Here is a 22,962-nt window from a genome sequence, read left to right as displayed (position 1 = left end):
AGCGCAGCGAACAAGAGCGGGAGACAACAGGTGACGCAACGGGAAGTTCCGCTCATCCGCGTCCGCCCCTAGACGCGACGAGCGGCCGCCGCAGCCGGGATTGCTCCCGGCGGCGACGACCGCTCTGTGTCGCTCAGTAGGGAAGGATCAGCGGCAGCCGCCGTTGTCCTTGTCCCAAGCGCAGTTCGGCGAGCCGCCGTTCACATCCACGATGTCGCCGACGATGTTCCACGTCTGCTCTGTGGCGTCGTACTGGCTGAAGTCCGAACCCTCGACGTAGTAGCCGTCCACCGCGCCGTCGGCAGCGAAGCTGATGCCGTCCAGCAGCAGCGGGTGGTAGATGTCGAGCGACCGCGCAGCCAGGATGAAGTTCGTCCTGGTCAGCCCACCCGGCAGCTCAGCGGCCACCCGGATCGCCTCCGTGTGCGGGTACGCGAAGTAGTAGCCCGTGCCCAGCAGCGAGATCTCGGGATCGAGACCGCGATCGGCCAGTTCGTTGCGCAGGAACGAGATGAACGGCTCGTCCACGTGCTTCGGGTCGGTGGTGTCCTTGACGCCGCCGCCCACGATCCACCAGTCGTCACTGGAGTCGCCCGCCGGCGCCATGTAGGCAGCCACGGCCTTGCAGACCGACGGCGTGAACGCCACCGACAGGTCGTCGAGCAGGCCCGACGCATCGACCTCTTGGATGGCCAGCAGGCACGGGTTGCCTGCGGTCATCGAGATGAACACGTTCGGACTCGCCGCAGCGATGGTGGTGACCTCGTTGGTCAGCGTGGGAGCGGCCGGATCATGGCGCACCGGGATGAACTCGCTGACGACATCAGGATTGGCATGGGCGTAGGCCTCGAAGCCCAGCTCATAGGCCAAGCCGAAGTCGTTGTCCATTACCAGGCCCGCCACTTTCACAGGCAGCTCGTCGGCCAGGTTCTCCTTGATCCAGTTGCCCCACAGGATCGCCTCGGTCGAGTACGACATCTGCAGGCCGGTCGTCCACGGGTGGTTCACCGGGTCGCCCCAGGCCGGGTGGCCCGTCGCGACCATCACCTGCGGGATGCACTCGTCGTTGATCTGGTCGTACACGGCCAGCGTGTTCGGCGAGCCCAGCGTGTGCAGGGCAAAGACGTTCTCCGACTCGATCAGCTCGTCAACGAACTCGATGGTCTGTGCGGCCACATAGCCATCGTCACGGGAGATCAGCACCATCTCCTTGCCGGCGACGCCGCCGGTTGCGTTGACGTACTCGTAGTAGTTCTCCCAGCCGACGGTGATGTCGCCGTAGGCAGCCAGGTTGCCCGACTTTACGGTCGTCTGGCCGATCCGGATTTCCGTGTCGGTGATGCCGGTGGTGTCCGACCAGTCCGACGGGCACTCGTTCATGTCGATCTCGAAGCCTGACGGTCCGCGCAGGATGCCATCGCTTCCGACGCCGTAGTCGCCGGCTTCGATACCGGCAGTCAGATTGCTGACGATGGCTGCACGCTGCGCCGCTGCCAGCTCCCAGATGCCGTCGATGGTGGACAGATCGAAGTCGTCGATGTTGACGCTCATCATCCCGTCGTCGGCCATGTCCTCATCGGCCATGTCACCCTCGTCTTCGGCGGCGTCGTCTTCCAGCGCCTCCTGGGTGATGCCGCCGCCGATGGAGCTTTCGTCCTCCGGCTCAGCCTCGTCGGCCATCTCCTCCTCATCAGCCATGGCCTCGTCATCGGCCATGTCCTCATCGGCGGTTTGTGTGCCTGCGTCGGTGGTGCCGTCGCCGGCATCGTCGTCGTCACCGCCGCCGCACGCAGCAGCGACCAGCGAGAACGCGAACAGCAGCGCTAGCAGGCGCCACAGCCGTCGGTGTGATCCGGTCATGGGTACTCCCTCTTGATGTATCCCCGCACCAGCGGCCGAGGCCTGCTGGCGCCCAACAGTTCCGCCGAAGCTAATCGCTCGCCACACGCAGCACAGACGCGACGAGCGGCCGCCGCTGCCGGGATCGTCCCCGGCGGCGACGGCCGCTCAATGTCGCTCAGTCAGAAAGGACTAGCGGCAGCCGCCGTTGTCCTTGTCCCAGACGCAGTTGCCCGAAGCGCCGTTCACGTCGATGACGTTCGAGACGATCCAGGAATGCGTGGACGAGTCGTACTGGCTGATATCCGTGCCCTCGATCGGGAAGGCATCCGCGTTGCCATTCATGGCGAACGTGATGCCGTCCAGGAAGATCGGGTGGTGGATGTCGATCGCCCGCACCGCCAGGATGAAGTTGGCCCGGTTCAGGCCTGCCGGGTTGTTCGCACTCGCAGGCAGCTCTGCGGCGATGCGCAGCGCCTCCACGTACGGGTAGCCCAGCATGTAGCCGTTGCCGAACATCGAGATGGTCGGATCGAGGTCATTGGCCTCGAGGCTCTCGATGATGAAGTCGATGAACGCATCGCTGCCGATCAGCGCCGGGTCGGTGGTGTCCTTGACGCCGCCGCCCACGATGTACCAGCCGTCGCCGTCGTCGCCGGCCGGGGAGACCCAGCTTGCGGGTGCCTTGCACACTGACGGCGTGAACGCTGCCGAGATGTCATCCTTCAGACCTGACGCTGCGACCTCCTGGATGGCCAGCAGGCATGCATTGCCAGCGGTCATCGAGATATAGACGTCCGGATCGCTCGCGGCGATGGTCGTGATCTCGTTGGTGATCGTCGGCGATGCAGGGTCATGACGCACCGGCACGAACTCCGACACCACGTCGGGGTTGTTGTGGGCGTACTCCTCGAAGCCCAGCTCGTAGGCCAAGCCGAAGTCGTTGTCCATCACCAGGCCAGCCACCACAACCGGCAGCTCATCGGCGAGGTTGTCCTTGATCCAGTTGCCCCACAGCACTGCCTCAGTGGAGTAGGACAGGATGCTGCCCGTGGTCCATGGGTGAATCTCGGGATCGCCCCAGGCCGGGTGGCCCGTCCACACGAACGGCTGCGGGATGCACTCGGCATTGAGCGTGTCGTACACGGCCAGCGTGTTCGGCGAGCCCAGCGTGTGGATCGCGAAGACGTTGTCGTTCTCGATCAGCTCGTCGACGAACTCGATGGTCTGTGCAGCCACGTACGCGTCGTCGTAGGACTTCATGACCACATCGCGGCCTGCGATGCCGCCTTCGGCATTCACATGCAGGAGGTAGGTCTGCCAGCCCAGACGGGCGTTGCCGTACAGCGCCAGGGTGCCCGACTGCGGGCCGGTCTGGCCGAGACGGATCTCGGTGTCGGTGATGCCCTCAGTGTTGGACCAGTCATCGGGACACTCGTTGAGGTCGATGGTGAAGCCTTCGGGGCCGCGGAGGACGTTGTCGTCGCCAACGCCCCACTCGCCAGCCTCGATCTGAGCAGTGATGCGCTCGACAACCTTGGCCCGCCGGAATTCGGCCTCTTCGAAGATGCCCTCCATGGTGGAGCGGTCAAACTCCATCATCTCCTCTTCGTCCATCATCTCGTCGTCGGCCATCTCCTCTTCTTCGGCCGCCTGCTCGATGACTTCCTGGCTGAGACCGCCGGCCTCTTCCTCGGGCTCGTCGGCGGCCATCTCATCCTCTTCGGCCATCTCCTCTTCTTCGGCCATCTCCTCTTCTTCGGCCATGGCCTCAGTGGTCTGGGTTTCGCCGGCGTCATCGTCGCCATCGTCGCCACCGCAGGCGGCCGCGACGAGCGAAAATGCGAAGAGCAGCGCTAGCAAGCGCAAAAGGCGGTTCTTGGATAGTTGCATGGGTCCCCTCCTGGGTGGAACAGCAGCCACCGCGGCGTCGCAAGCCGACAATCAGCAGCCGAAGCCCCCGACTGTCTCCCCATGACCGCTGCGGCGGTGCGCGCGAGAGTAATCGCGCCGCGCCGGGCCGTTCTCAGCTCGGGTACGACGATCGCGTGACAATCGCCTAGAGCCACAGGCACAGATGCGGTAGCTGTGGAGGCGGCAGGAAACTCTGCGACGTTGCGACCTGCTGGATCGCTGGTCGCTGGTCGCTGAGGGTCCTGCCGCCTGCGCAGCGGGCGCGGGAGGCATAGCGTGTCGGCCCATGGAATGGGGAGTCACTCTGCCGCACTTGGGCCGCATCGGATCTCGCGATGGGCTCATCACGTTCGCATCGGAAGTCGACCAGCTCGGATTCGCTTCGGGCTGGGCGTCCGACCATGTCTGCTGGCCCGCCGAGCTGGTGTCGAAGTACCCGTACTCCGACGACGGCTCGTTCCCGGCGCCGCCGAAGACGGGATGGCTCGACCCCATCGGCACACTGCTCTTCGTCGCCGCCGTCACCGAGAACCTGCGCCTGGGCTTCAGCGTGCTGATCCTGCCGTACCGGCCGCCGGTGGAAACGGCGAAGCGTCTCGCAACCATCGATGTGCTCTCGAACGGCCGGCTGATCCTGGGCGTGGGCGTGGGCTGGATGCGCGAGGAAGCCGAAGTACTGGGCATGCCGTGGGATCGCCGCGGCAAGCGCTCTGACGAGCAGCTCGAAGTGTTCCGCACGCTGTTCACCGAGAACGACCCGAGTTTCGACGGCGAGTTCTATTCGTTCCCCGCCGTCGGCTTCGAGCCCAAGCCGGTGCAAGACCCGGTGCCGGTATGGGTCGGCGGCAATACGGCTGCCGCATACCGGCGGGTGGCGCAGTATGGGCACGGCTTCCATGCGGCGTTCGAGACAGTCGACGAGGTTGCTGCGGGCTGGAGCGGGGTGGGCGCAGCGTGCGACGCCGCCGGCCGGGACCGCAGCGAGATCACGCTGTCGCTGCGGTACTACCTCGATCCGGCATCGGCCATGAAGCCCGAGGTGTCGATCGCCGGCAGCACCGAGCAGATGATCGACAGCGTCGGGCGAGTTGCCGAGGCCGGCGTGACGCATTTCGTGCTCGATCCGGTGGCACGTGGCGGCATCGAGGGCCGTCTCGACGCGCTGCGTGCCTTCATGGCCGACGTCGCTCCCCACTTCGCATAACGCCTGACCCAATATTCAGCCGCTCGATCGGGCGGCCCTGCGGCAGACTCGCTGCGTGCTGTGGGGTTCCTCGCTCGGCAAGTCGTATCCGCCGCGGCGGCTGTTCGCTGACGTCAGCGTGCAGCTGGCGCCTGGCCGGCGCGTGGCGCTGGTGGGCGGCAACGGGATCGGCAAGACGACCTTGCTGGAGATCCTGGCCGGCATCAACGATCCGGACGAGGGCGAGGTACACCGCCAGAGCGGGCTGACGATCGGCTACCTGCCCCAGGAGCTCGCCGAAATCGCCGACGGCACGGTGCTCGAAGCGACGCTGGCCGGGGCGGGCGACGTCACCGCTATGACAGCCGAGCTTCGATCGCTGGAGGCGAGGCTGGCCGATGTCGACGCTGCCGACCATCACGACGTGCTCGCCCGCTACGGCGAGCTGGAGGCTCACTTTCGCCAGATCGGCGGCTACGGCTTCGAAGCGGAGGCTCACCGGGTGCTCGCCGGCCTGGGTTTTGCAGCCGATGATGCGCAACGCCCGGTGGCGCAGCTGTCGGGCGGTTGGCGGATGCGGGTCGCGCTCGCTCAACTGCTGCTGGCGAAGCCCGATGTGCTGCTGGCTGACGAGCCCACCAACCACCTCGATGTCGACTCGGTGGCCTGGTTGGAAGACCAGCTCGCTGCCTGGGAGGGCGGGCTGCTGTTCGTCAGCCACGACCGCGACTTCATTGACGCCGTCGCCAACCGCGTCATCGAGATGGACGGCACGACCGCGTATGAGCACGTCGGCGGCTTCGCCGAATTCGTTATGGCCCGCGAGGAGCGGATAGCGGCAGCCGAGGCGGCTGCGGCACAACAGGCTCGCCGGCGGGCTCACACCGAGCGCTTCATCGAGCGGTTCCGTTACAAGGCCACGAAGGCCCGCCAGGTGCAGAGCCGGATCAAGGCACTGGCGAAGATCGAGCCGGTGGAGGTGCCGAGCCGCAAGGAACTGGCGGCGCGCTTCGGCTTCGGCACGCCGCGGCGCTCGTCGCGGGTCGTCGTGGAGCTGATCGGTGCTTCGGTGGGATACGCCGACGGTGACGCTCCGGTGCTCGAAGGCGTGGACCTCGTCATCGAACGAGGCACCAAAGTGGGCGTGGTCGGTCCGAATGGCGCCGGCAAGACGACGCTGCTGCGGGTGCTGCAGGGCGAATTGGGCGTTCTCGACGGCGAGCTGCACCGTGGACGCAACGTGGACATGGCCACGTTCGCTCAGCACCTCGCCGAGGTCATGGATCCTCGACGGTCGGTGGTGGAGGAGTTCACCGCCTCAGTGGGCGATCAGCCCGGGCGGAATGTGCGCACGATGCTCGGCGGTTTCGGTTTTCCGGGCGACGCTGCAGATCGCAAGGTGGCGGATCTCTCGGGCGGTGAACGCACCCGGTTGGCGCTTGGCATCACGATGGCGAACCCGGTGAACCTGCTCGTGCTCGACGAGCCCACCAACCACCTCGACCTGCCCAGCTGCGATCTACTGGAGGATGCGCTGTCGGTGTACCCGGGCACGGTGCTGCTGGTGACCCACGACCGCCACCTCATCCGAAGCGTGGCCGACTCGCTGATCGTGGTGCGTGATGGCACCGCCACCCTGCACCCGGGCGTCGACGAGGGTCTGCTGCGACCGCCGGGGCTGAGCACGAGGCGGACCGCCGGCGGCAGTACTGCCGGGAGCACCAGCAGTCAGGGTGCCGATGGCTCGACCACAACCGGCAACACGTCCGCACCCGCATCCACTCGTGCCAGCGCGGCGCAGCGACGTCGAGACACCGCCCGCCAGCGTCAAGCCGCTCACGACGCAACAGCGGACCTGCGCCAGGAACTCGCTGCGGCCGAGCGGTCGTGGGAAGCCGCCGAGCACCGCGTCGCGGAACTGCAGGCACTGCTCGGCGAGCCCACGACCTACGACGATCCCGAACGTGCGCGCCAGGTCGCCGAGGACTACGGCACGGCCAAATCCGATGCCATGCGCCACATGTCCGCATGCGAGGTGCTGCAGCGTCGCATCGACCGCGCCGCAGCCGGCAGCTAAGCAGCCGACCACGCTGCAACCAGATTCTGACCAACCCGCGCCAAGGGGTTGAGCACTGGGCAGCGGTGCAAATCGCTAGGCGCAGCCGTCGAGCGGCGCGGCCACCGGCACATGCGATACCCCGATCGAGCGATCTGCGCCGTCAGCACCCCGCGAGAACGTGACGAGTGAGGCCGTGCCATTCGACGGGATGCCCATGGGCGCCCCGGGGTACCAGGCGACGACGTCGCCCACCGAGACATCGGTCGTCACATGCCAGTGCCCGAGAGCCACGTAGTCGGCTCCGGTGGCCTCGATCTCTTCGGCTGCGATCGGCGATGACCGGTGTGCATCGTCAGCGGTGCGCTGGAAGTGCCCGTGCCCAGCGGCGATGAACCAGCCGTCGTCCGGGCGTACCGGTACGCCTGCGAGGGGTCGGTACTCGGAGTGGTGCAGGTCCATCGCCCGACCCCACAGCGTCAGGTCGTGCTCGCCGAAATGCAGCGTCGCGCCCTCGGGATCGTCCAGGAAGATCACGCCGGCGCCGGTGACCTCGAGCCGGTGCTCGTGGTCGGCATGGGTACCCCACAGCGACTGTTCGTCATGGACATCGTGGTTCCCGGGGATGATGACAACCGACGCATCGACGCGGCCGAGCAGCTCCATGGTGTGTGCGACGTCGGAGCGTTTCAGCCGGGCGTGGTCGAACAGGTCACCTGCAATCAGCAGGATGTCGGCTGCGTGGGCTACTGCGGTCGCGGCGAGGGCATGGATAGGGCACTGGCACACGTCGCGGTGACTGCCGTGCGGCCCGCGTACATGCCCGATGTGCACATCGGATGTGTGCAGGACGCGCAACTGGCGCTCGCTGCCCGTTTCAGCCCACTCCTTCACAGCGAGACAGCTTGCCACGACACCGACACTCCCCGTTCGGGAGCCATACATCCACGCTTCACCGGCGGGCAGTACCTTCGACACAGTGCGGATCCTGGTGACCAACGATGACGGAATCGAGTCCGAAGGACTGCACGTACTTGCGAGCGCCATGACCGCTCATGGCGATGTGGTTGTGGTGGCGCCAGATTCCGAATACTCGGGTGCGGGCGCCGCGATCGGTCCGCTGCATCTCATGGATCCCCAAGTGCACAAGGTGCGATTCGACGGCGTCACCGACGCCTGGGCCGTCTCGGGAGCGCCGGCGCTGTGCGTGATGTTCGCCCGGCTGGGCGCCTTCGGCCCGGTGGACTTGGTGGTGTCGGGGATCAACCCGGGCGCGAACGTCGGCCGATCCGTGTACCACTCCGGCACCGTCGGCGCGGTGCTGACCGGCCGCAATGGCAATATCCCGGGCCTTGCGGTCAGCCAGACAGTCGAGGGATTCGGGGTTGAGGGCCAAGGCTGGGAAGACGCCATCGCCGACCAGAAGTGGCATTCGGCGGCCGAGGTCGCCAGCGTCGTGCTCAGCGGCCTGCTCGCGGACGAACATGACTCGGCGTGGGCAGTCAACCTCAATGTGCCGAATCGTGAAGTCGCCGACATGAAGGGCTGGCGGTTCACCGAGGTCGGCACCTTGCCGCCGCGTTCGATCACTTCGGTGAGCCTTGAGCCGCATCCCGACAACGCTGACGCGTTCCGGGTCGCCATGGAGTGGGGCGACGCTGTCGACATGCCCGCCGAGGTCGACACCGGCGCGGTCATGGACGACTTCGTCTCGGTGTCGTTCCTGTCGCGTCTCACTGCGCAAACGCCGACGGCCGACGCCAAGCTGACTGCCTGCCTCAACGGCTTGTTCTGAGAGACGATCCTGGCTGAGCCGCTGATCAAGCCGTGAAGCGCCGCGTGACCCGGAAGTTGCGCACCAGCATCACGACGGCCGCGATGCCGAGCGCCACGGCCACCCACGCTCCCCAGCTCGCCAGATCGGCATAGGAGCGGTGCTCCACCGCCAAGCCTGAACTGACGCCGGCGGCGGCGCCGAGGGCCGTCATCAGCACGTCGGCGGTGGCCTGCACGCTGACTCGGCGTTCCAGCGGGAATGAGGCGGTCAGCAGCGAGCTGGCGGACACTACGCAGCAGCTCCAGCCGATGCCGATGAGAAACAGCCCCGACAGCAGACCGGTGGCGTGTTCAGCGTCGGTGTTGGCGGCCATGACAGCGCCGACGGTGAGCACGAGCGCGCCGGCGACGATGACGATCTGGCCGCCGACGCGGTCCACCAGCCAGCCCACATACGGCGAGAACGCGAACATGCCGGCGATGTGCAACGAGAGCATGATGCCGATGATCAGCGGGTTCTGGCCGCCTTGGGACATGTGAATCGGCGACACCGTCATGACGCCCACCATCACGGCCTGCGACAGCATCATGCCGATGAGCGCAATGGACGCCACGGGATGGGCCAGGATGCGGCCGGCCTCGGCCAAGCTCGGCAGCTTGACGCTCGTCGAACCCGCATCGGCGGCCACTACATGCAGTGGATCTGGGCGCAAGCGGCGCCAGATGTTGACGGCTCCCAGGCCGAACAGACCGAGCGCCAGTGCGTACGGCAGCGCAAATCCGCTCAGCCCTTCGGTGTCAGCGAAGACGCTCTTGAGACCGAGCGCGACCGTGGGTCCCAAGACCGAGCCGACCGTGCTCGCCCACAGCACCAAGCTGATCGAGCGGGCCCGATTCTCGTCGGTGGCCAGGTCGGCGCCGGCGTAGCGCGCTGCCAGATTGGCGGCCTGGCCGGTGCCGATCAGCACCATGCCGAACACGAGCACCGAGTAGCGACCCATGAACGCTGATAGCAGCGCCAGCGTGGCGCCGATTGCCCCGACGAAGTAGCCGGCTGAGAGACCGGCGCGGCGGCCGCGGCGGGCCATCAGCGCAGCGAGCGGGATGCCGGCGAGGGTGCCGCCGATGCTGAGGCATACCGCGGCCAGCGAGGCCTTTGTCTCGCTGCCCGTCATCTGGTCGGCCAGCAGGGTCGACGCCGAGAACGATGCCGTCATGGCCAGCCCGCCGGGGATCACCCCGAGCTGCAGAACCCGGATGGTGCGGCGTGCCAGTTCGTCGCGCTCGGGCGAACCCGGGAGGTATGCGGCTCCCCCGCTGCCCTCCGACAAACTCTGCACCATCGACCTAGCCTCCGGATCGGCCGGCCGGTACCGCGGCGGGGCCGATTGCGAACGCTACTGCGGGTCACCGAAGCGCGTCGGGATGACCCGGCTGCCCGGCAGGAGGAGTGCGAGATGCGAGACATCACCGGCTGCGTGGCGATGATCAGCGGTGCCAATCGCGGCATCGGCGAGGCCATCGCCGCAGCTCTGCATGCCGATGGCTGGGCTCTGTCGCTGAGCGCACGCGATATGGCCGCGCTCGAAGCCTCAGCGGCTGAGTATCGAACCGACGCCAGCGGCGGGCCGGCGGTGAGTCTGCACCGCTACGACGCCACCGATCCCGAGGCTGCCGAGCGCTGGACCGCAGAGACGATTTCGGCGCACGGCCGGATCGACTGCCTCGTCAACAACGCAGGCGTCGCCCATCCCGACGACTTCGAAAACCTGACCGAGAGCACGCTCGACGAGATGTGGGAGGTCAACGCGAAAGGGCCGTTCCGCATGCTCCGCGCCACGCTCGACCACCTGCGCGGCAGTGGCGAGGGCCGCATCGTGAACGTGATCTCGATGTCGGGCAAGCGAGTGCGCGGCACCTTCGCGCCCGGCTATGCGATGAGCAAGCACGCCGCGATGGCGCTGCACCACTCGGTTCGGCACCTCACCTTCCCCGATGGGATCCGCTGCACCGCCGTATGCCCTGGCTACGTGCAGACCGACATGACCTCGGATTTCGGCGTCGACCCGTCGATCATGATCCAAGCCGACGATCTGGCCCAGGCTCTGGCCACGATCCTGCGCTTGCCGAACACCGCATCGGTCGCCGAGCTGCTCGTCACCACCGAACCCGAGACCATCGCCTGAGCATCGCATTGACGTAATGCGCTGGACGGCTCAGTGCCACAGCGTGGTACCGTGGCACTTCGGATCCGACAAGTGAGGCAGGTCGCTGCGCTTCCCTGCTAAGTGTGGTGACAGCGACCCGCCTCACGGATCACCATACGAACCGCTTGCGCCGAGCTACGAACGAATTTCGCGGCGGCGGCGTTCGACGATGCGGTCGGTAGCTTCGCGACTGCCGTCGTGGAACGTGCCCAACCACTTGTCGAGCGGCACGATCGCTGTTCCGTAGTTGCAGTCGAAGTGCCGGTGGTGGAGCGTGTGGAACCGGTCGCCGCCGGCCACAGTGCGCCCACGGGCTACGGCGAATCGGTCGAAGCCCGAGTGCGACGCCGCCGGTGACAGCAGGAAGTACGTGGTTGTCAGGGTGATCAAGTACGGGTTCGCCGGGATCACGAGGAAAACGAGCGGCACCGAGAGGTACAGCACGTGCTCGAGCGGGTGCATCGACACGCCCGACCACGGGCCGATGTTGACGTTGCGATGGTGCAGCGAGTGAGCCCAGCGGTACAGGTGCTTGGTGTGCAGCAGCCGGTGGTTGGCATAGAAGTGCACCGAGCCCAGCGGGAAGATCAGCAGCGTCAATGCTGCTGTGTAGCCGAAGCTGGCGAGGCTGCCCGTTGCCGGAACGGTCCAGATGAGGTCGTTGGCATACAGCCACAGCATCAGCGCCTCGTACAGCGCCGCGATGGAGCATGCGCTGGCGAGCGACCAGAACACGTTGTCGCGGGTCTGGTTGCGGAACAGGAACGGCCCGCGCCCGACCGACAGCCAGCGCTCGTCGTACTTGTGCTGGGTTCCCTGGCTGCGCCGGATGAATAGCCACCAGTGCAGGCCGCCGGCCACAGCAATCAGGAGCGCCACGTTGCGCAGGTACAGCGCTGCGACGGCCCACGCCGCTGGGGTCGCGAAGCTCTCAAGCGACGGCGTGAGCCAGTTCCACGCCACGATGCCGACGGCGATCCACAGGCCGCCCTGCCACCACAGGAACTTGGTGATGGTCCAGCGGGCCATCGCAAGCGGGCGAGGCGGCCGGTCGTACAGCGGCGGGAGCGTCACCTCCCCAATCCCCACGACGCGAAGTGTACGACTGCTTGGGACGCCGCTCGGCAAGCGTCGCCGGCTAGCCGGCAGCGAATTGTGCCTCTTCGCATATGAAGCGGCGGTGACATCGAGGGGCGCGAGGCACCTAGCTTCGCTTCTATGAGCGGCGAGCCCGGACTTAGGTCTTCCAAGGACGCCTGGCGCCGGTGGATTCGAGATCACCGGCCACCAATCACAGCAGCGTCGACTGCCGCCGTAGTCGCAGGGATTCAGGCGTTCATCGAGGCGTTCGACGGGAAGTCAGCCGCCATCGCCGGAAGGCGGGTGCCTCCGGGCGCAAACCTGATCCTCTTCTACCGGGCCATGGCGAATGAGCTGTCGCTGGATCGGCTCGCAGACGCCGTCGGCTGGCAGCGCTTCGCTGTGACGCGCACTCCCCCGGACGGCCCGCTCACGCTGCATCCGGCGATCGGCGCGATGGAACAGCACCGGTACGGCTTTGCGCAGCCCACCGCGGATGCATTCGAGTTGCAAACCCGGCACATCTCGCTGGCGTTGGTGCCCGGTGTGGCGTTCGACCGTCACGGCACCCGGCTGGGCCACGGCGTGGGCTATTTCGACGAGCTGCTGGCCAGGCTGCCCGAAGACTGCCCGCGCGTCGGGGTCGCCTGCCGCGACATCGTCTTCGACCAGCTTCCATCGGAGCCCCACGATGTGCCAATGACCCACCTCGCCACCGAAGACGGCGTCGTCGATCTCGGCTCCGATGGCAGTTAGTGGTGCACCTCGTCGAATCGCGCTAGCAATAGCGGTGAGGCATCACACCGAGAGGAGCCGGCATGGCGACACAACTGCGCCGCTACGACGTCATCGAGGGCCAGATGGACTCGCTGCTCGAGTGGTTCCCCAACATCATCGCCGTGCGGGAGAAGTTCGGCTTCAAGGTCGAGTTCATGTACGCCGACCGCGAGAACAACCAGCTCGTGTGGGCCGTGAGCCACCCTGGCGATTACGAAGCCGCGTACGAGGAGTTCGCCTCGTCGCCTGAGCGAGCGGCCGTGTTCGCCGGCCAGCCCGATCGCGTCAGCGGCATGCACCTCTCGATGGTGGACACCGTCATCGCCCCCGGCTCCGCCTGACACCCAGCCGCCGGCCGGCTCATCGCCGCAGCCGCCGGCGTCGCGAAACCATGCAGCGGGCTGGGACTGAACCTCAGGTGCTCAGCGCAGCCGGTCGTTCAAGCGCTGCGCGCACGGCCTCGATGACCGGCCGGCGATGGCAACCCTCGAGGTGGTCGTTGACGATGCCCGACGCCTGCATCAGGGCGTAACAGGTGGTGGGGCCGACAAAACGCCAGCCCTGCTTGCGCAGTGCCTTGCTGAGCGCTGTCGATTCGGGCGTTGAGGGCATCGAGGCGAGCGTGCGGTAGTCGATGACGAGCGGCCGATCCTGCGGCGCCGGTTCGAACGACCAGAAGAAGGCGGCGAGGCTGCCGTGCGCATCGATGGTGTCGAGCGCAGCGCGCGCGTTGTTGATGGTGGCTTCGATCTTGCCGCGATGGCGCACGATGCCTGCATCGCCGAGGAGTCGCTCGACATCGGCGTCACCGAAGCCCGCCACGATCTCGAAGTCAAACCCGCAGAACGCGGCCCGGAAGTTCTCCCGCTTGCGCAGGATCGTCAGCCATGACAACCCCGATTGAAAGCCCTCGAGGCACATCTTCTCGTACAGGCGCGCGTCTTCGGTGACCGGCAGACCCCACTCGGTGTCGTGGTACGCCTCGTAGTCGTCGTGGCCCTCGCCCCACCAGCACGCCAGCGTTCCGTCAGCCCGTCGCCTCAGCCCCTCAGGCACCTCAGCCGGTCGGTTCATGCGCCGCTGGCGGCGGCGACGGCCTCGGCGATGGCGTCGTTGGTGGGTGCCGGGCCGTAGAACATCATCGTGGTGCGGTCGGCGAACGTGTTGCGCTCCGCGATCTGCGCGCCCACGGCCGACGGTGTACCCGACACGACGATGAGATCCAGCAGGTCGTCGTCGATGAGGTCGCTCATCTCCCGCCAGTTGCCCTGTTTGGACAGCGTGTTCAGCCGGGGCTGCAGGTCGCCGTAGCCGTGGTGGTCGAGCGCGCCGGCGTAGGCAGGCGTCGATCCGTAGAACGCAAGCTGGCCTGCGGCGGAGCGGCGCGCCTTGTCGATCTGCTCGTCGTTCTCGCCCATCGCCACGATGGTTAGGCAGGCCACGGTGACCTCGCCGACGTCGCGTCCTGCGGATTCCGCGCCGGCAGCCATCGCCGGGAGGGTCACGTCGTTCATGAACTGCGGCGTGTGGAACGGATGGACGAAGAAGCCGTCTGCAGCGGCGCCGATCACCTCGACCATGCGGGCGCCGACGCCAGCCACGTAGATCGCCGCGGCGCCCCGCCGATCGGGCCCGGGTTGAAGAAGGGCGTCATCAAGGTGTGGGTGTAGAACTCACCCCGGTGGTTGAGCCGCTCGCCGGTCTCGAACGTGTGCCAGATGGCGCGTACCGCCTCGATGTACTCGCGCATCCGCTCAGCGGGGCGTGACCACTGCTCGCTGAACCGCTTGGTGATGTGCGGCTTGATCTGCGTTCCGAGCCCCAGGATGAAGCGGCCGCCGCTCATGCGGTGCAGATCCCACGAAGTGACGGCGCATGTCATCGGGTTGCGGGCGAAAGCTACGGCAATGGCTGTGCCGAGCTCGATGCTCTGCGTGCGCTCTGCTGCCAGCGCCAGCGGCAGGAATGGGTCGTGGGATGCCTCGAACGTCCACGCCGCCGACAGCCCCATCTCCTCGAACTGCGCTGCTTCGTCTGCGCAGCCTCCCGGTGTCGACGCCGTCGTCGCCCCGTCAATCCGATGCTGTGCTGTTCCGGTCGTGTTCATTGGGCAAACCTCCTGGACGCTCGCATTGCCAGCCCACCGCCGAAACCGTTGGCGGGCTGGCTGAATCTTGCCCCATATGGCGTTCGCAAGCCGCGGGAACCCACTGGCGCGATTGCATGAAGTTTGCATGAGAGTATGATTTCTGCATGACATCGCTGCAGATTCGCGACATGCCGGATGAGCTTCATCGCCGTCTGAAGGCGCGCGCCGCCTTGGAAGGCCAGTCGATGTCGGAGTACGTCTTGCGCGAGCTGCGCCGTTCGCTCGATATCCCGACACGGCAGGAGATGATGGAGCGCATCGCGGCCCTTGATCGCATTGCGGTGACCGAGTCGCCTGCCGATGCGGTGCGCGCGATACGCGACGCGAGGTGATCGTTCTCGATACATCGGCCGTCATCGCCTGGCTGCTTCGTTTGCCGGAAGCGGCCGATGTCGAGCGGCGTGTGATGTCGTCCGATTCGCTGCACGCGCCTGCGCTGCTCGCAGTGGAAACCGCCCATGTGCTGCAGCGTTACGTGCGAAGGGGGGACCTGTCGGCTGAGCAAGCGCAGCGTGCGCTGGACGAATTCCCGCGGCTCGGCATCGTGGCCCATCCGCACGAGCTGCTGCTGCCGGTGATCTGGTGGCTGCGCGAGAACTTCACCGCCTACGACGCCTCATTCGCTGCCCTCGCCGTGATGCTCGACGCCCCCTTGGTGACACTCGACGCCCGCACCGCACGCGCCCCCTGGCCAACCGACCTGCCGCCGCCACGCATCGACCTGATCACCTAGCAACGCTCCGTGCCGAAATCAAGGCTGCGTCGGCCGAAGCTCCGGCAGCCAACTGATGGCATCCATGATTCCCTTACCGGAATAGGTGACCGTCAGCGTTTCGCTGGCTCGGGTCATAGCCACGTACAGCAGTCGACGGCGCTGGCGATCCTGCTCGTCGGGCTCGTCGCTATTGACCCGGATGTTGTTCGCGCCGCCGATGACGACATGAGGAAACTCGAGGCCCTTGAGCATATGCAAGGTCGCGACCGGCACAATGCCGACGGCATCGGCAATCTTGTCGCGCTGTTTACCTTCGACTTCTACAGCGTCAGGGATGCGCTGGAGCAGTTCCTCGCGCAGATCCGGCCAGCCCGACAGCACTGCGATGTGCTCGGGAGGTGTGCCATCCTTTCGCAACTCTGCTATGCGGTGGGCGATGGCATCGGCTTCCGCGCGCATCGAGCCGCAGGCGAGTCGCACCGGTTGCGATCCTCGTCGAGCTGCTTGCCCCGGCTTCACGAAGACATCGAGATCGACTCCGTAGCCCGCCGAGCGAACTCGCTCCGCGAAATCGCCCAGCGCCGACAGCGCCACCTCTAGAACTTGCTCCGTATTGCGGTAGTTGACCTTGAGTTCCTTGGTGCGCCCTCGCGCTGTCATTTCCATTCCCGGCGGGGACCAGCGACTGCGCTTGCCGCGGTAAATTCGATGTGCGCCGTCCAGCGCCATCACGAAGTGATCGCGGCCGGGCTTGAGCAGGGTCCATGCCAAGTCCAAACCGTCGGCACCGAGGTCTTGGGCCTCGTCTACGAGCACCATGTCGTACCCCCGATCTCGGCGCTGCGCTTCCGTGAGCGTGCGGAGATGGGCGATCGCGTCAAGACGGCGCTGTCCAAAGTCTGGCTTGGCCTCGGCATCCCCAACGAGGCCGGCCTGCTTCAGCACGCGGCGCGCCTGCTGGTCGAGAGTCCTGACGAAGACGTTGTTGCAGTCCCGTACCTGTGCCCGAAGTGCCGAGGCCAGCGGCCTGTTGAAGCACATCATCAGGATTCGCCAATCCGGGAAGTATCGGGCGATGTGCCGGGCTCTGTGCGTGAGCACGAGCGTCTTGCCGCTGCCAGCTACGCCACGAATCACCCGGTAGCCGGCCCCCAAGTGCCGAGACATGCGTTCTTGCTCGCGGTCGAGCGTTCGAATGATCTCCTCGCTGGCAGGATCGGGTTCTCGGAACATCGCAGCTGTTTTGCCGGTGATCATGATTTCCGGCTTGACCGCTGCTCGGGTGCGCGCTCGCTCAGGTACGCCCAGCGGCAGAATCCGGCCGCCTATGGCTCGCTGAAGTGCCGGCCGCAATTCGCCCGGCTCGAAGTCGTCGCGGGTCAACAACGGAAGCCGGCCGTCGATCTCGGCTGCGTGCTCTCGGCTGGTTTGCGGTAATGCGAAGACGTGCCGCACCGGCAGCGACTCGACCGGGACTTCGGCGACACTGCCGCCAAGCTGCGTCGCCCGCTGCACTACCAGACTATGGGTCTCTCCCTCGTCGAGCCGTGCGCGGCGTCGGCGAGAAGCCTTGATCTGCCGACGCGACGGCGCCTGCAGGACGGCGATCCCGGCCTGCGGGTCGAGCACCACCAGATAGCAGTCACCGTCGTCGCCAGACGACGTAGCGCCGTCGAACTCGCGCCGCAGCGCCGCCGCTTCACCCTCCCCGGTGCGCTCAAGCCAGACGGTCACTTCCCCTGGCAAGTCGTCCCGAAGATGCCGAGCCACCTCATGCAGCCGCTCCGGCACATCGTTTCGACTCGCAAGATTCTCAGGCTGCAGGAATGCCATGCGTGCTCCGCGGATGGGGCTATGCGAATCTAGTGAACGCGTCACTCACCCTGCGACTTCGGGCCGATGACCATGAGGCGCCTACATGGTGCTGACCAAGTCAGAACCGTCATCGGTGAGTTCGAGCCGTACGTAAGAAGTGCCGTCGAACTCGTCGGCGACGGCAGCGACGAGGCCCTCGCCAATCAACGCGTCAACTGCTGCTCTCACGTCTTTCTCACCGAGGAACGCCAGTCGGCCTGCTGACGGGTGCGTCGCCAGACGCGAAGTTGAACCACCCGCCCCGACGGCCTCGGCACCCCACGGGTTGCCTGCAAGACAGAGTTCGACGTTCTTGCGTGAATATTTCCAATGAGCGGTGTCTGCCAGCAGGCCGAGGATGATTTGAGCGACCGGTAGTGCCTCGCGCAGGCCGGTCTCGGTGAGATGGCTGTCGGCCCACGGCCGCGGCAAGTCAGAGCACACGTCACACCGACCGCAGCCACCGTCGGCTGCAAGGGGCAGTGAATTCGATGCATCGAGATAATCAAGAAGGGCAGTCACCCGACACGCGCCTCGGTCGCGGGCGAAAGCCTTGGCACGGTCAGACTTCTCGGCCACCTCGCTGCGGCGCTGTTCGCACTGTCGTTCGACCTCTGCCCAGTCCGGTTCGCCTTGCGATCGCTCAAGCACCCATCCGTACTTCCAGACGGCGAACCCGATGACGTCCCGGTGGTGAAGCCCAAGCAGGTCCTGCGCGACCTCCACCTCGGATCGGCCGAGGTCTTTCGACCACTGCGGTGCGTCATAACGGCCGCCATATTGCTGTGCGAGTTCAATGAGCCGCTGAGCGCGGGCGATGAACTCCGGTTCAACCGCTGTGTCTCTCTGCAGGCCTGCGACGCCGTCGGCGTTCGGCGTGTCGGAATCGCCCGACGCGTCGCTCAGGCGCAGCTCGCTGAGCCGCTTGCGGGAGTCGTCGATGATCGTGACGCGGCCCTCCCATGGCGTGTCAGGGTGGCGTTTCAGAACGTCCGCGAGCGCCAAGTAGTGAACGGCGAGCGAGGTCGCGACCGATTCCGCGTCGCTCTCGCGGGTCTCGCCATCGGGTCGATCGACAAGATCCTCCGGGTCGTATGAGCCCAGGCCCGGCAGCAGCTTCGCCCAGATGCCTCGCACCTGCGCGATTGACGGCGCAGCGCTGCGAACGAAGACTCGATGGATGGAGCAGTCCTTCGGCATAGTCAGAAGCACTGCTGTGCCGTCGGTCGGCATACCTGGTTGACCGGCACCGCGGGCGGACCTGCCGGTCTCTTGGACGTACTCCTCGATGGTGGCGGGCATCTCGGAATGCACGATCAGAGCGATATCAGGCTTGTCGATGCCCATCCCGAAGGCCTTGGTAGCGACAACCACATCGATCTCGCCATGACGAAATGCGTCCTCGACGTGCGACCTTGCCACTGCCTCCATGCCTCCGTGGTAGGCGCGCACCGTATGGCCGGCAACGCGCAGCAACCCGCTGACGCGTTCGGCGTCGCGCCGGGTCGGCACATAGACCACAGCTGCCTGGCGGCGAAACGACTCCACCACCTGAGCGATGCGGACATCGCGGTCGCTGCGGTTCACACAGTCTTCGGTGAGATAGCTGATCTCGGGCCTATCCGGCGACAGCACCGTCGGCTCACGAGTCCGCAGTCTCAGCGAAGCCACAATGTCAGCACGCACTCTGGCATTGGCGGTAGCCGTCACTGCCAACAGTGCCGGACGGTCACCGGCTGACGCGTCCCTGCCGCGGACGATGCGGCGGCGATCTCTCGGTGGTCCTCCGAGCAGTTCGATTGCCTCGGGAATCCTGGCGTACTCGGGCCGAAATGTGTGTCCCCACTGCGAGATGCAGTGCGCTTCGTCGATGGCAATCCGAGCAACGTCGACTTGGGAGAGCAGACTGATGAACTCCTGCGACCACAACCGTTCGGGGCTGATGTACAGCAGCTTGTAGTCGCCCCGGCTTGCGCCTTGAAGGACGTCGCGCCATTCGCTCTGCCCCACGCCGCTGTGGATGGCTGCCACCTCGGTGATACATCGACGGCGCAGATTCTCGACTTGGTCGTTCATCAACGAGATCAACGGCGACAGCACAAGCGTCACGCCGGGCATCAGTAGCGCAGGAATCTGGTAGGTAATCGACTTGCCAGATCCTGTCGGCAGCACCGAGAGGGCGTCTTCGCCTGCCATGAAGCGCTGCATGGTCTCGAACTGGCCGGGCCGCCATCGTTCGAAGCCGAATATCTGACGCACGCGGTCCAGCCGCTGCTCGACGATGCGGGCGTCGCGGGCCTGATCTTCGTCGAGCGCGAGCGCTCGAAGCCTCACAAGGGTGTCGTCGACCGGAACTGCATCCATGGCGCTCCGCAGTTCATCGGTCAGCTCGATGCCGTCGAGTTGGTCACAGATGAGGTCATACGCGTCGCTGGGATCACGCACGCGATGCTGCGAGGGCGGGCCGGGCAGGGTGGCGAGGATCTGATCGGCGTACGAGGTGGCCCGGCACAGGCGGTTGTCAAGCATCACGGTTACTCCGCGATCGTTTGCCGTACGGATCAGCCGCCCTGCTCCTTGGGCCATCCTCAGTGCGGCGCGCGGCACGGCATAGTCGGCGAAGCCATCCTTGCCCTGCTGCTCCACGGCTTCCATCCGAGCGCCCGAGATCGGGTCAGCAGGAGAGTCGAACGGGATCTTCTCCAATAGGAGCAAGCTCAGCGCCTCGCCGGGGATGTCGACGCCCTCCCAGAATGATCGCAGAGCGAGCAGGCTGGTGGCGATCTCAGTTCTCATCCGGGCGACGAGCGCAGGTGCTGGTGCGTCGCCTTGGGTGAGCAGCGGAATTCCGTGCTGATCGAGGTAGTCACGGAGCTTGTTGCGAGCCGCTTCCATGCGGGAACGAGCGGTGAACAACGCCATCGCCCGACCTCGGGACAACAGCATCAGCCGCCCGGTCTCACGGCCTGCTGCCTCAGTGAACTCGTCCATCAGGCGTGCTCTGGGGGAGGGCAGCCAGTCAGCCAAGATCAGCAGATGCTGTTCGCTGAGCGCTTCGAACGGAGTTGGCAGGGCCCTCGTCTGGGCGGCGTCGAGTCCCAGTGAATTCAGGATGTGGCTGAAGTTGCCGCCCACTTGCAGGGTCGCCGATGTTGCGACTGTGGCGTCGAGCTCATTCCACAGCTGCCGCAACTGCGGCGCTACCGACAGGGGCACATGCCGCAGCAGCCATGTCCAGCGTCCTTCGGTGTACTGGACCTGACTGACTGCGATGCGCTGTTGCTCTTCAAGATTGGCAATCAGACTTGCGCCGCGTATCGCATCGCCGCCGTCTCCCGCAGCCTGCGGGCCAGCCGAGCCCGCGTCGGCGTGGATGACGCGGCGGAGCGTCTTGGCGGCATTTCGGGCGAAGCGCCCAAGGTGTCGTAACTCGGCTTCGAGGCGGTCGCGCCGGTACCGTCCGGCGAGCTGCTCTGGCAAATTGATCTCGTTCAGCTCGCCGACGATGCCTTCCAAGGCTTCGGCGAGCGACCGCCCTTCGCGCAGCACTGCGTAGTAGTCGGGGTGCGCAGTGTCGATGCCGCGGCGAATTCGATACGTCGAGGGGTAACGATCGTCGGAACTCGCTGCAGTTCGCACCCGCATGTAGGCCGTCAGCTCCGAGCCGAAGCGCGGCAGCTGATTCCGTACGGCGGTGACACAGCGGCGCACGTCGGTCAACGGCGATTCACGCACGGACCAGCGAGCGGCGCGGGCGAGCCGGCCTAGCGTCCCGCTCCCTGCGCCGCTCGGATCGATTGCATCGCAGAGTTGCTCAATTTCGCCCACTCCGATTTCGGCCGTCAGTGCATCGGTCGCCGAGTCTTCGAGGTTGTGCGCTTCGTCGAGCACCAGGTACTTGGCGTGATCGAGCCACTCGTGATCGGTCACGACCAGTGCATGGTTCATCACGGCCACGTCCGCATGGCGCAACCCGTCACGAGCACGGCGATAGAAGCAACGCTCGTCCAAAACTGTCTTTGCCGGACCCGGCTGCTCGCTGACGGAGAGCACGAATCGAAGACTCGACATGACGCTTCGAAAATCGCTGCCGAGAGCCCACGTGTTCAGATCGTCCCAATCGCCCGTCGGCGTTTGCGAAACCCAGCCGCACAGGATTGCGAGTGCGAAACCGCGCACTGACTGACGCGAGCCTGCACGGTGACCGGGTTCGTGCTCCGGGCGCGCGGTGCGTCCCGCGACGACATCCTGTGCGTCGCCGGAATGGTCGCCTTGAATGCCCAACTCGCCAAGCGCGCTCTCCAGCGCGGCCACGTCGATGTAGTTGCCCCTGCCCTTGAGCAACACCCAGTTGAAGGGCACCAACAGCGGGGTCAGTTCCTCAAGGGAGTGCGCGATCTGATCCTGAAGCACCTTGGAATGCGGAGCGATTGCGACCGTCGCGCCGCTGGCGCGGGCGTATTCGATAGCGGGTGCGAGATAGGCGAAGGTCTTGCCCGTGCCCGTCGGAGCTTCGATGAGTCGACGTTCGCCGTTGGCTAGCGCCAACGCCACCAAGTGAGCCATCTCGACCTGCTGCGCGCGTGGTGAGCGCCCTTGCGACATCAGTACGCCGCCGTCGTCAAGCATGCCAGCGACCGCTTCTGGGTTGAATCTGCGTGTCGGTTCGCGCCGTTGCCGTTGCCTGGGCACCGGGATGGTCGAGGCCAGCGACGGCGAGTCGGATTCGGCGTCAAGGAATGCGGACCATGGGTGGGCGGTCGCGTGCAGCACCCAGCGTTGAAGGCGACGAGGCGGGGACTTTTCGTTCATCGACGCGAGCAGCGGGCTCAGCACATCAACCAGCAGACGGGCATCGCCGAGCGCCCGGTGCTCGGAACGGGCGGTACGCCCCAAGAGCCGTTCCGCCAGATCGTCGAGGCTCCGCCCAGGTGGGGGCTTGCTGTCATCACTGCCGATCGTCATGTCCCGACCGGCCCTCGGGAGCGCGAGGTGCGCCAGCTCCAACGTGTCGAAACGTTGGCCACCGAGCGCTGGCAGCCCCGACTGCGCTGACGCCGCATCAATCAGCGGGAAGTCGTAGCCGAAGCCGTTGTGAGCCATGAGCGGGCAGTCGCCGACGAATGCGGCGAAGCTCTGCAAGGCCTCGGCCAAGGTCGGCGCTTGCGCCAAGTCCTCGTCAGTCAAGCCCGTCAGTTCACGAGTCTGGGGTCGCAACGGCCGGGTAGGTCGCACCAACGTCGCGAAGTCGCCAGCTTCGACGCCGTCGATGACGAGCACGGCCCCGATCTCGATGATCTCATGGGCCGGCGGGTCGGAGCGATCCGCATTGGCTTCTAAGTCGAACACCACGTATTCGCGCAAAGCCCACACTCCGCAGGCGGACAACCGGAATGCAAGCTAGACGAGACG

16 protein-coding genes and 1 pseudogene are annotated in these 22,962 nt (G+C 66.0%); 8 read left to right on the top strand and 9 right to left on the bottom strand.

Annotated features, from left to right (window positions below):
• Positions 1 to 147 precede the first annotated feature (147 nt).
• On the bottom strand, positions 148 to 1,860 hold the full coding sequence (locus ACOQPE_RS08100) for an ABC transporter substrate-binding protein (protein WP_419914318.1): 1,713 nt from the start codon (positions 1,858 to 1,860) through the stop codon (positions 148 to 150).
• Between the two features lie 171 nt (positions 1,861 to 2,031).
• Positions 2,032 to 3,732, bottom strand: coding sequence for an ABC transporter substrate-binding protein (locus tag ACOQPE_RS08095; RefSeq protein WP_420611302.1), 1,701 nt, complete (start codon positions 3,730 to 3,732; stop codon positions 2,032 to 2,034).
• A 307-nt stretch (positions 3,733 to 4,039) separates the two neighbouring features.
• Between ACOQPE_RS08095 and ACOQPE_RS08090 the strand changes: the two genes are divergently transcribed.
• Entirely contained in the window at positions 4,040 to 4,957 is a 918-nt protein-coding gene (locus ACOQPE_RS08090) for an LLM class F420-dependent oxidoreductase (protein ID WP_420611301.1), read from the top strand.
• Between the two features lie 55 nt (positions 4,958 to 5,012).
• The gene (locus ACOQPE_RS08085; protein ID WP_420611300.1) at positions 5,013 to 7,013 is read left to right on the top strand and encodes an ABC-F family ATP-binding cassette domain-containing protein; all 2,001 of its coding nucleotides are present in this window, start codon (positions 5,013 to 5,015) and stop codon (positions 7,011 to 7,013) included.
• Between the two features lie 75 nt (positions 7,014 to 7,088).
• Here ACOQPE_RS08085 and ACOQPE_RS08080 read toward each other — a convergent pair whose 3' ends face one another.
• Positions 7,089 to 7,904: a metallophosphoesterase family protein gene (locus ACOQPE_RS08080; RefSeq protein ID WP_420611299.1), complete on the bottom strand. Its 816-nt coding sequence runs from the start codon at positions 7,902 to 7,904 to the stop codon at positions 7,089 to 7,091.
• A 67-nt stretch (positions 7,905 to 7,971) separates the two neighbouring features.
• Here ACOQPE_RS08080 and surE point away from each other — a divergent pair, with 67 nt between their 5' ends.
• Positions 7,972 to 8,787 carry a 5'/3'-nucleotidase SurE gene (gene surE / locus ACOQPE_RS08075; protein ID WP_420611298.1) on the top strand — a complete coding sequence of 272 codons (816 nt, stop codon included), beginning with the start codon at positions 7,972 to 7,974 and terminating at the stop codon, positions 8,785 to 8,787.
• Positions 8,788 to 8,812: 25 nt separating this feature from the next.
• Here surE and ACOQPE_RS08070 read toward each other — a convergent pair whose 3' ends face one another.
• Complete coding sequence (locus ACOQPE_RS08070) at positions 8,813 to 10,111, bottom strand: MFS transporter (RefSeq protein WP_420611297.1); 1,299 nt, start codon at positions 10,109 to 10,111, stop codon at positions 8,813 to 8,815.
• A 114-nt stretch (positions 10,112 to 10,225) separates the two neighbouring features.
• Here ACOQPE_RS08070 and ACOQPE_RS08065 point away from each other — a divergent pair, with 114 nt between their 5' ends.
• Positions 10,226 to 10,954 carry an SDR family NAD(P)-dependent oxidoreductase gene (locus ACOQPE_RS08065; RefSeq protein ID WP_420611296.1) on the top strand — a complete coding sequence of 243 codons (729 nt, stop codon included), beginning with the start codon at positions 10,226 to 10,228 and terminating at the stop codon, positions 10,952 to 10,954.
• Positions 10,955 to 11,110: 156 nt separating this feature from the next.
• On the opposite strand, the gene ACOQPE_RS08060 is transcribed toward ACOQPE_RS08065, so the two are convergent.
• Complete coding sequence (locus tag ACOQPE_RS08060; protein ID WP_420611295.1) at positions 11,111 to 12,064, bottom strand: sterol desaturase family protein; 954 nt, start codon at positions 12,062 to 12,064, stop codon at positions 11,111 to 11,113.
• Between the two features lie 129 nt (positions 12,065 to 12,193).
• Here ACOQPE_RS08060 and ACOQPE_RS08055 point away from each other — a divergent pair, with 129 nt between their 5' ends.
• Both ACOQPE_RS08055 and ACOQPE_RS08050 read left to right on the top strand, forming a co-directional pair.
• The gene (locus tag ACOQPE_RS08055; RefSeq protein ID WP_420611294.1) at positions 12,194 to 12,811 is read left to right on the top strand and encodes a 5-formyltetrahydrofolate cyclo-ligase; all 618 of its coding nucleotides are present in this window, start codon (positions 12,194 to 12,196) and stop codon (positions 12,809 to 12,811) included.
• 62 nt (positions 12,812 to 12,873) lie between these two features.
• A complete protein-coding gene (locus ACOQPE_RS08050) occupies positions 12,874 to 13,173 on the top strand; it encodes a hypothetical protein (RefSeq protein ID WP_420611293.1) in 300 nt (99 codons plus the stop codon).
• Between the two features lie 73 nt (positions 13,174 to 13,246).
• Here ACOQPE_RS08050 and ACOQPE_RS08045 read toward each other — a convergent pair whose 3' ends face one another.
• The gene (locus ACOQPE_RS08045) at positions 13,247 to 13,906 is read right to left on the bottom strand and encodes a DNA-3-methyladenine glycosylase I (protein WP_420611292.1); all 660 of its coding nucleotides are present in this window, start codon (positions 13,904 to 13,906) and stop codon (positions 13,247 to 13,249) included.
• Positions 13,903 to 14,939: pseudogene (locus ACOQPE_RS08040) on the bottom strand (TIGR03617 family F420-dependent LLM class oxidoreductase). Before ACOQPE_RS08040 ends, ACOQPE_RS08045 begins: the two are co-directional and overlap by 4 nt.
• Positions 14,940 to 15,085: 146 nt before the next feature.
• Between ACOQPE_RS08040 and ACOQPE_RS08035 the strand changes: the two are divergent.
• Both ACOQPE_RS08035 and ACOQPE_RS08030 read left to right on the top strand, forming a co-directional pair.
• Positions 15,086 to 15,313 (top strand): FitA-like ribbon-helix-helix domain-containing protein, encoded by a 228-nt coding sequence (locus ACOQPE_RS08035; RefSeq protein ID WP_420611291.1) that lies wholly within the window; start codon positions 15,086 to 15,088, stop codon positions 15,311 to 15,313.
• Complete coding sequence (locus tag ACOQPE_RS08030; protein ID WP_420611290.1) at positions 15,310 to 15,714, top strand: type II toxin-antitoxin system VapC family toxin; 405 nt, start codon at positions 15,310 to 15,312, stop codon at positions 15,712 to 15,714. Before ACOQPE_RS08035 ends, ACOQPE_RS08030 begins: the two co-directional genes overlap by 4 nt.
• Positions 15,715 to 15,732: 18 nt before the next feature.
• Here the strand turns inward: ACOQPE_RS08030 and ACOQPE_RS08025 are convergent, their stop codons facing one another.
• Together ACOQPE_RS08025 and ACOQPE_RS08020 are read right to left on the bottom strand one after the other, a co-directional pair.
• Complete coding sequence (locus tag ACOQPE_RS08025) at positions 15,733 to 17,529, bottom strand: 3'-5' exonuclease (RefSeq protein ID WP_420611289.1); 1,797 nt, start codon at positions 17,527 to 17,529, stop codon at positions 15,733 to 15,735.
• 81 nt (positions 17,530 to 17,610) lie between these two features.
• Positions 17,611 to 22,938 carry a RecQ family ATP-dependent DNA helicase gene (locus ACOQPE_RS08020; RefSeq protein ID WP_420611288.1) on the bottom strand — a complete coding sequence of 1,776 codons (5,328 nt, stop codon included), beginning with the start codon at positions 22,936 to 22,938 and terminating at the stop codon, positions 17,611 to 17,613.
• Positions 22,939 to 22,962 lie beyond the last annotated feature (24 nt).

Source organism: Candidatus Poriferisodalis sp. (genome assembly GCF_965219595.1).
Taxonomy (GTDB): domain Bacteria; phylum Actinomycetota; class Acidimicrobiia; order Acidimicrobiales; family Poriferisodalaceae; genus Poriferisodalis.
The sequence above is the reverse complement of the archived record's forward strand: the minus strand, read 5'-3'. Positions and strand labels throughout refer to the sequence as shown.

Excerpts from the sequence above, each read along its gene's own strand:
- ACOQPE_RS08100 (WP_419914318.1), bottom strand. The coding sequence starts at position 1,860 with ATGACCGGATCACACCGACGGCTGTGGCGCCTGCTAGCGCTGCTGTTC.
- ACOQPE_RS08035 (WP_420611291.1), top strand. The coding sequence starts at position 15,086 with ATGACATCGCTGCAGATTCGCGACATGCCGGATGAGCTTCATCGCCGT.
- ACOQPE_RS08070 (WP_420611297.1), bottom strand. The coding sequence starts at position 10,111 with ATGGTGCAGAGTTTGTCGGAGGGCAGCGGGGGAGCCGCATACCTCCCG.
- ACOQPE_RS08065 (WP_420611296.1), top strand. The coding sequence starts at position 10,226 with ATGCGAGACATCACCGGCTGCGTGGCGATGATCAGCGGTGCCAATCGC.
- ACOQPE_RS08050 (WP_420611293.1), top strand. The coding sequence starts at position 12,874 with ATGGCGACACAACTGCGCCGCTACGACGTCATCGAGGGCCAGATGGAC.
- ACOQPE_RS08025 (WP_420611289.1), bottom strand. The coding sequence starts at position 17,529 with ATGGCATTCCTGCAGCCTGAGAATCTTGCGAGTCGAAACGATGTGCCG.
- ACOQPE_RS08055 (WP_420611294.1), top strand. The coding sequence starts at position 12,194 with ATGAGCGGCGAGCCCGGACTTAGGTCTTCCAAGGACGCCTGGCGCCGG.
- ACOQPE_RS08095 (WP_420611302.1), bottom strand. The coding sequence starts at position 3,732 with ATGCAACTATCCAAGAACCGCCTTTTGCGCTTGCTAGCGCTGCTCTTC.
- ACOQPE_RS08045 (WP_420611292.1), bottom strand. The coding sequence starts at position 13,906 with ATGAACCGACCGGCTGAGGTGCCTGAGGGGCTGAGGCGACGGGCTGAC.
- ACOQPE_RS08090 (WP_420611301.1), top strand. The coding sequence starts at position 4,040 with ATGGAATGGGGAGTCACTCTGCCGCACTTGGGCCGCATCGGATCTCGC.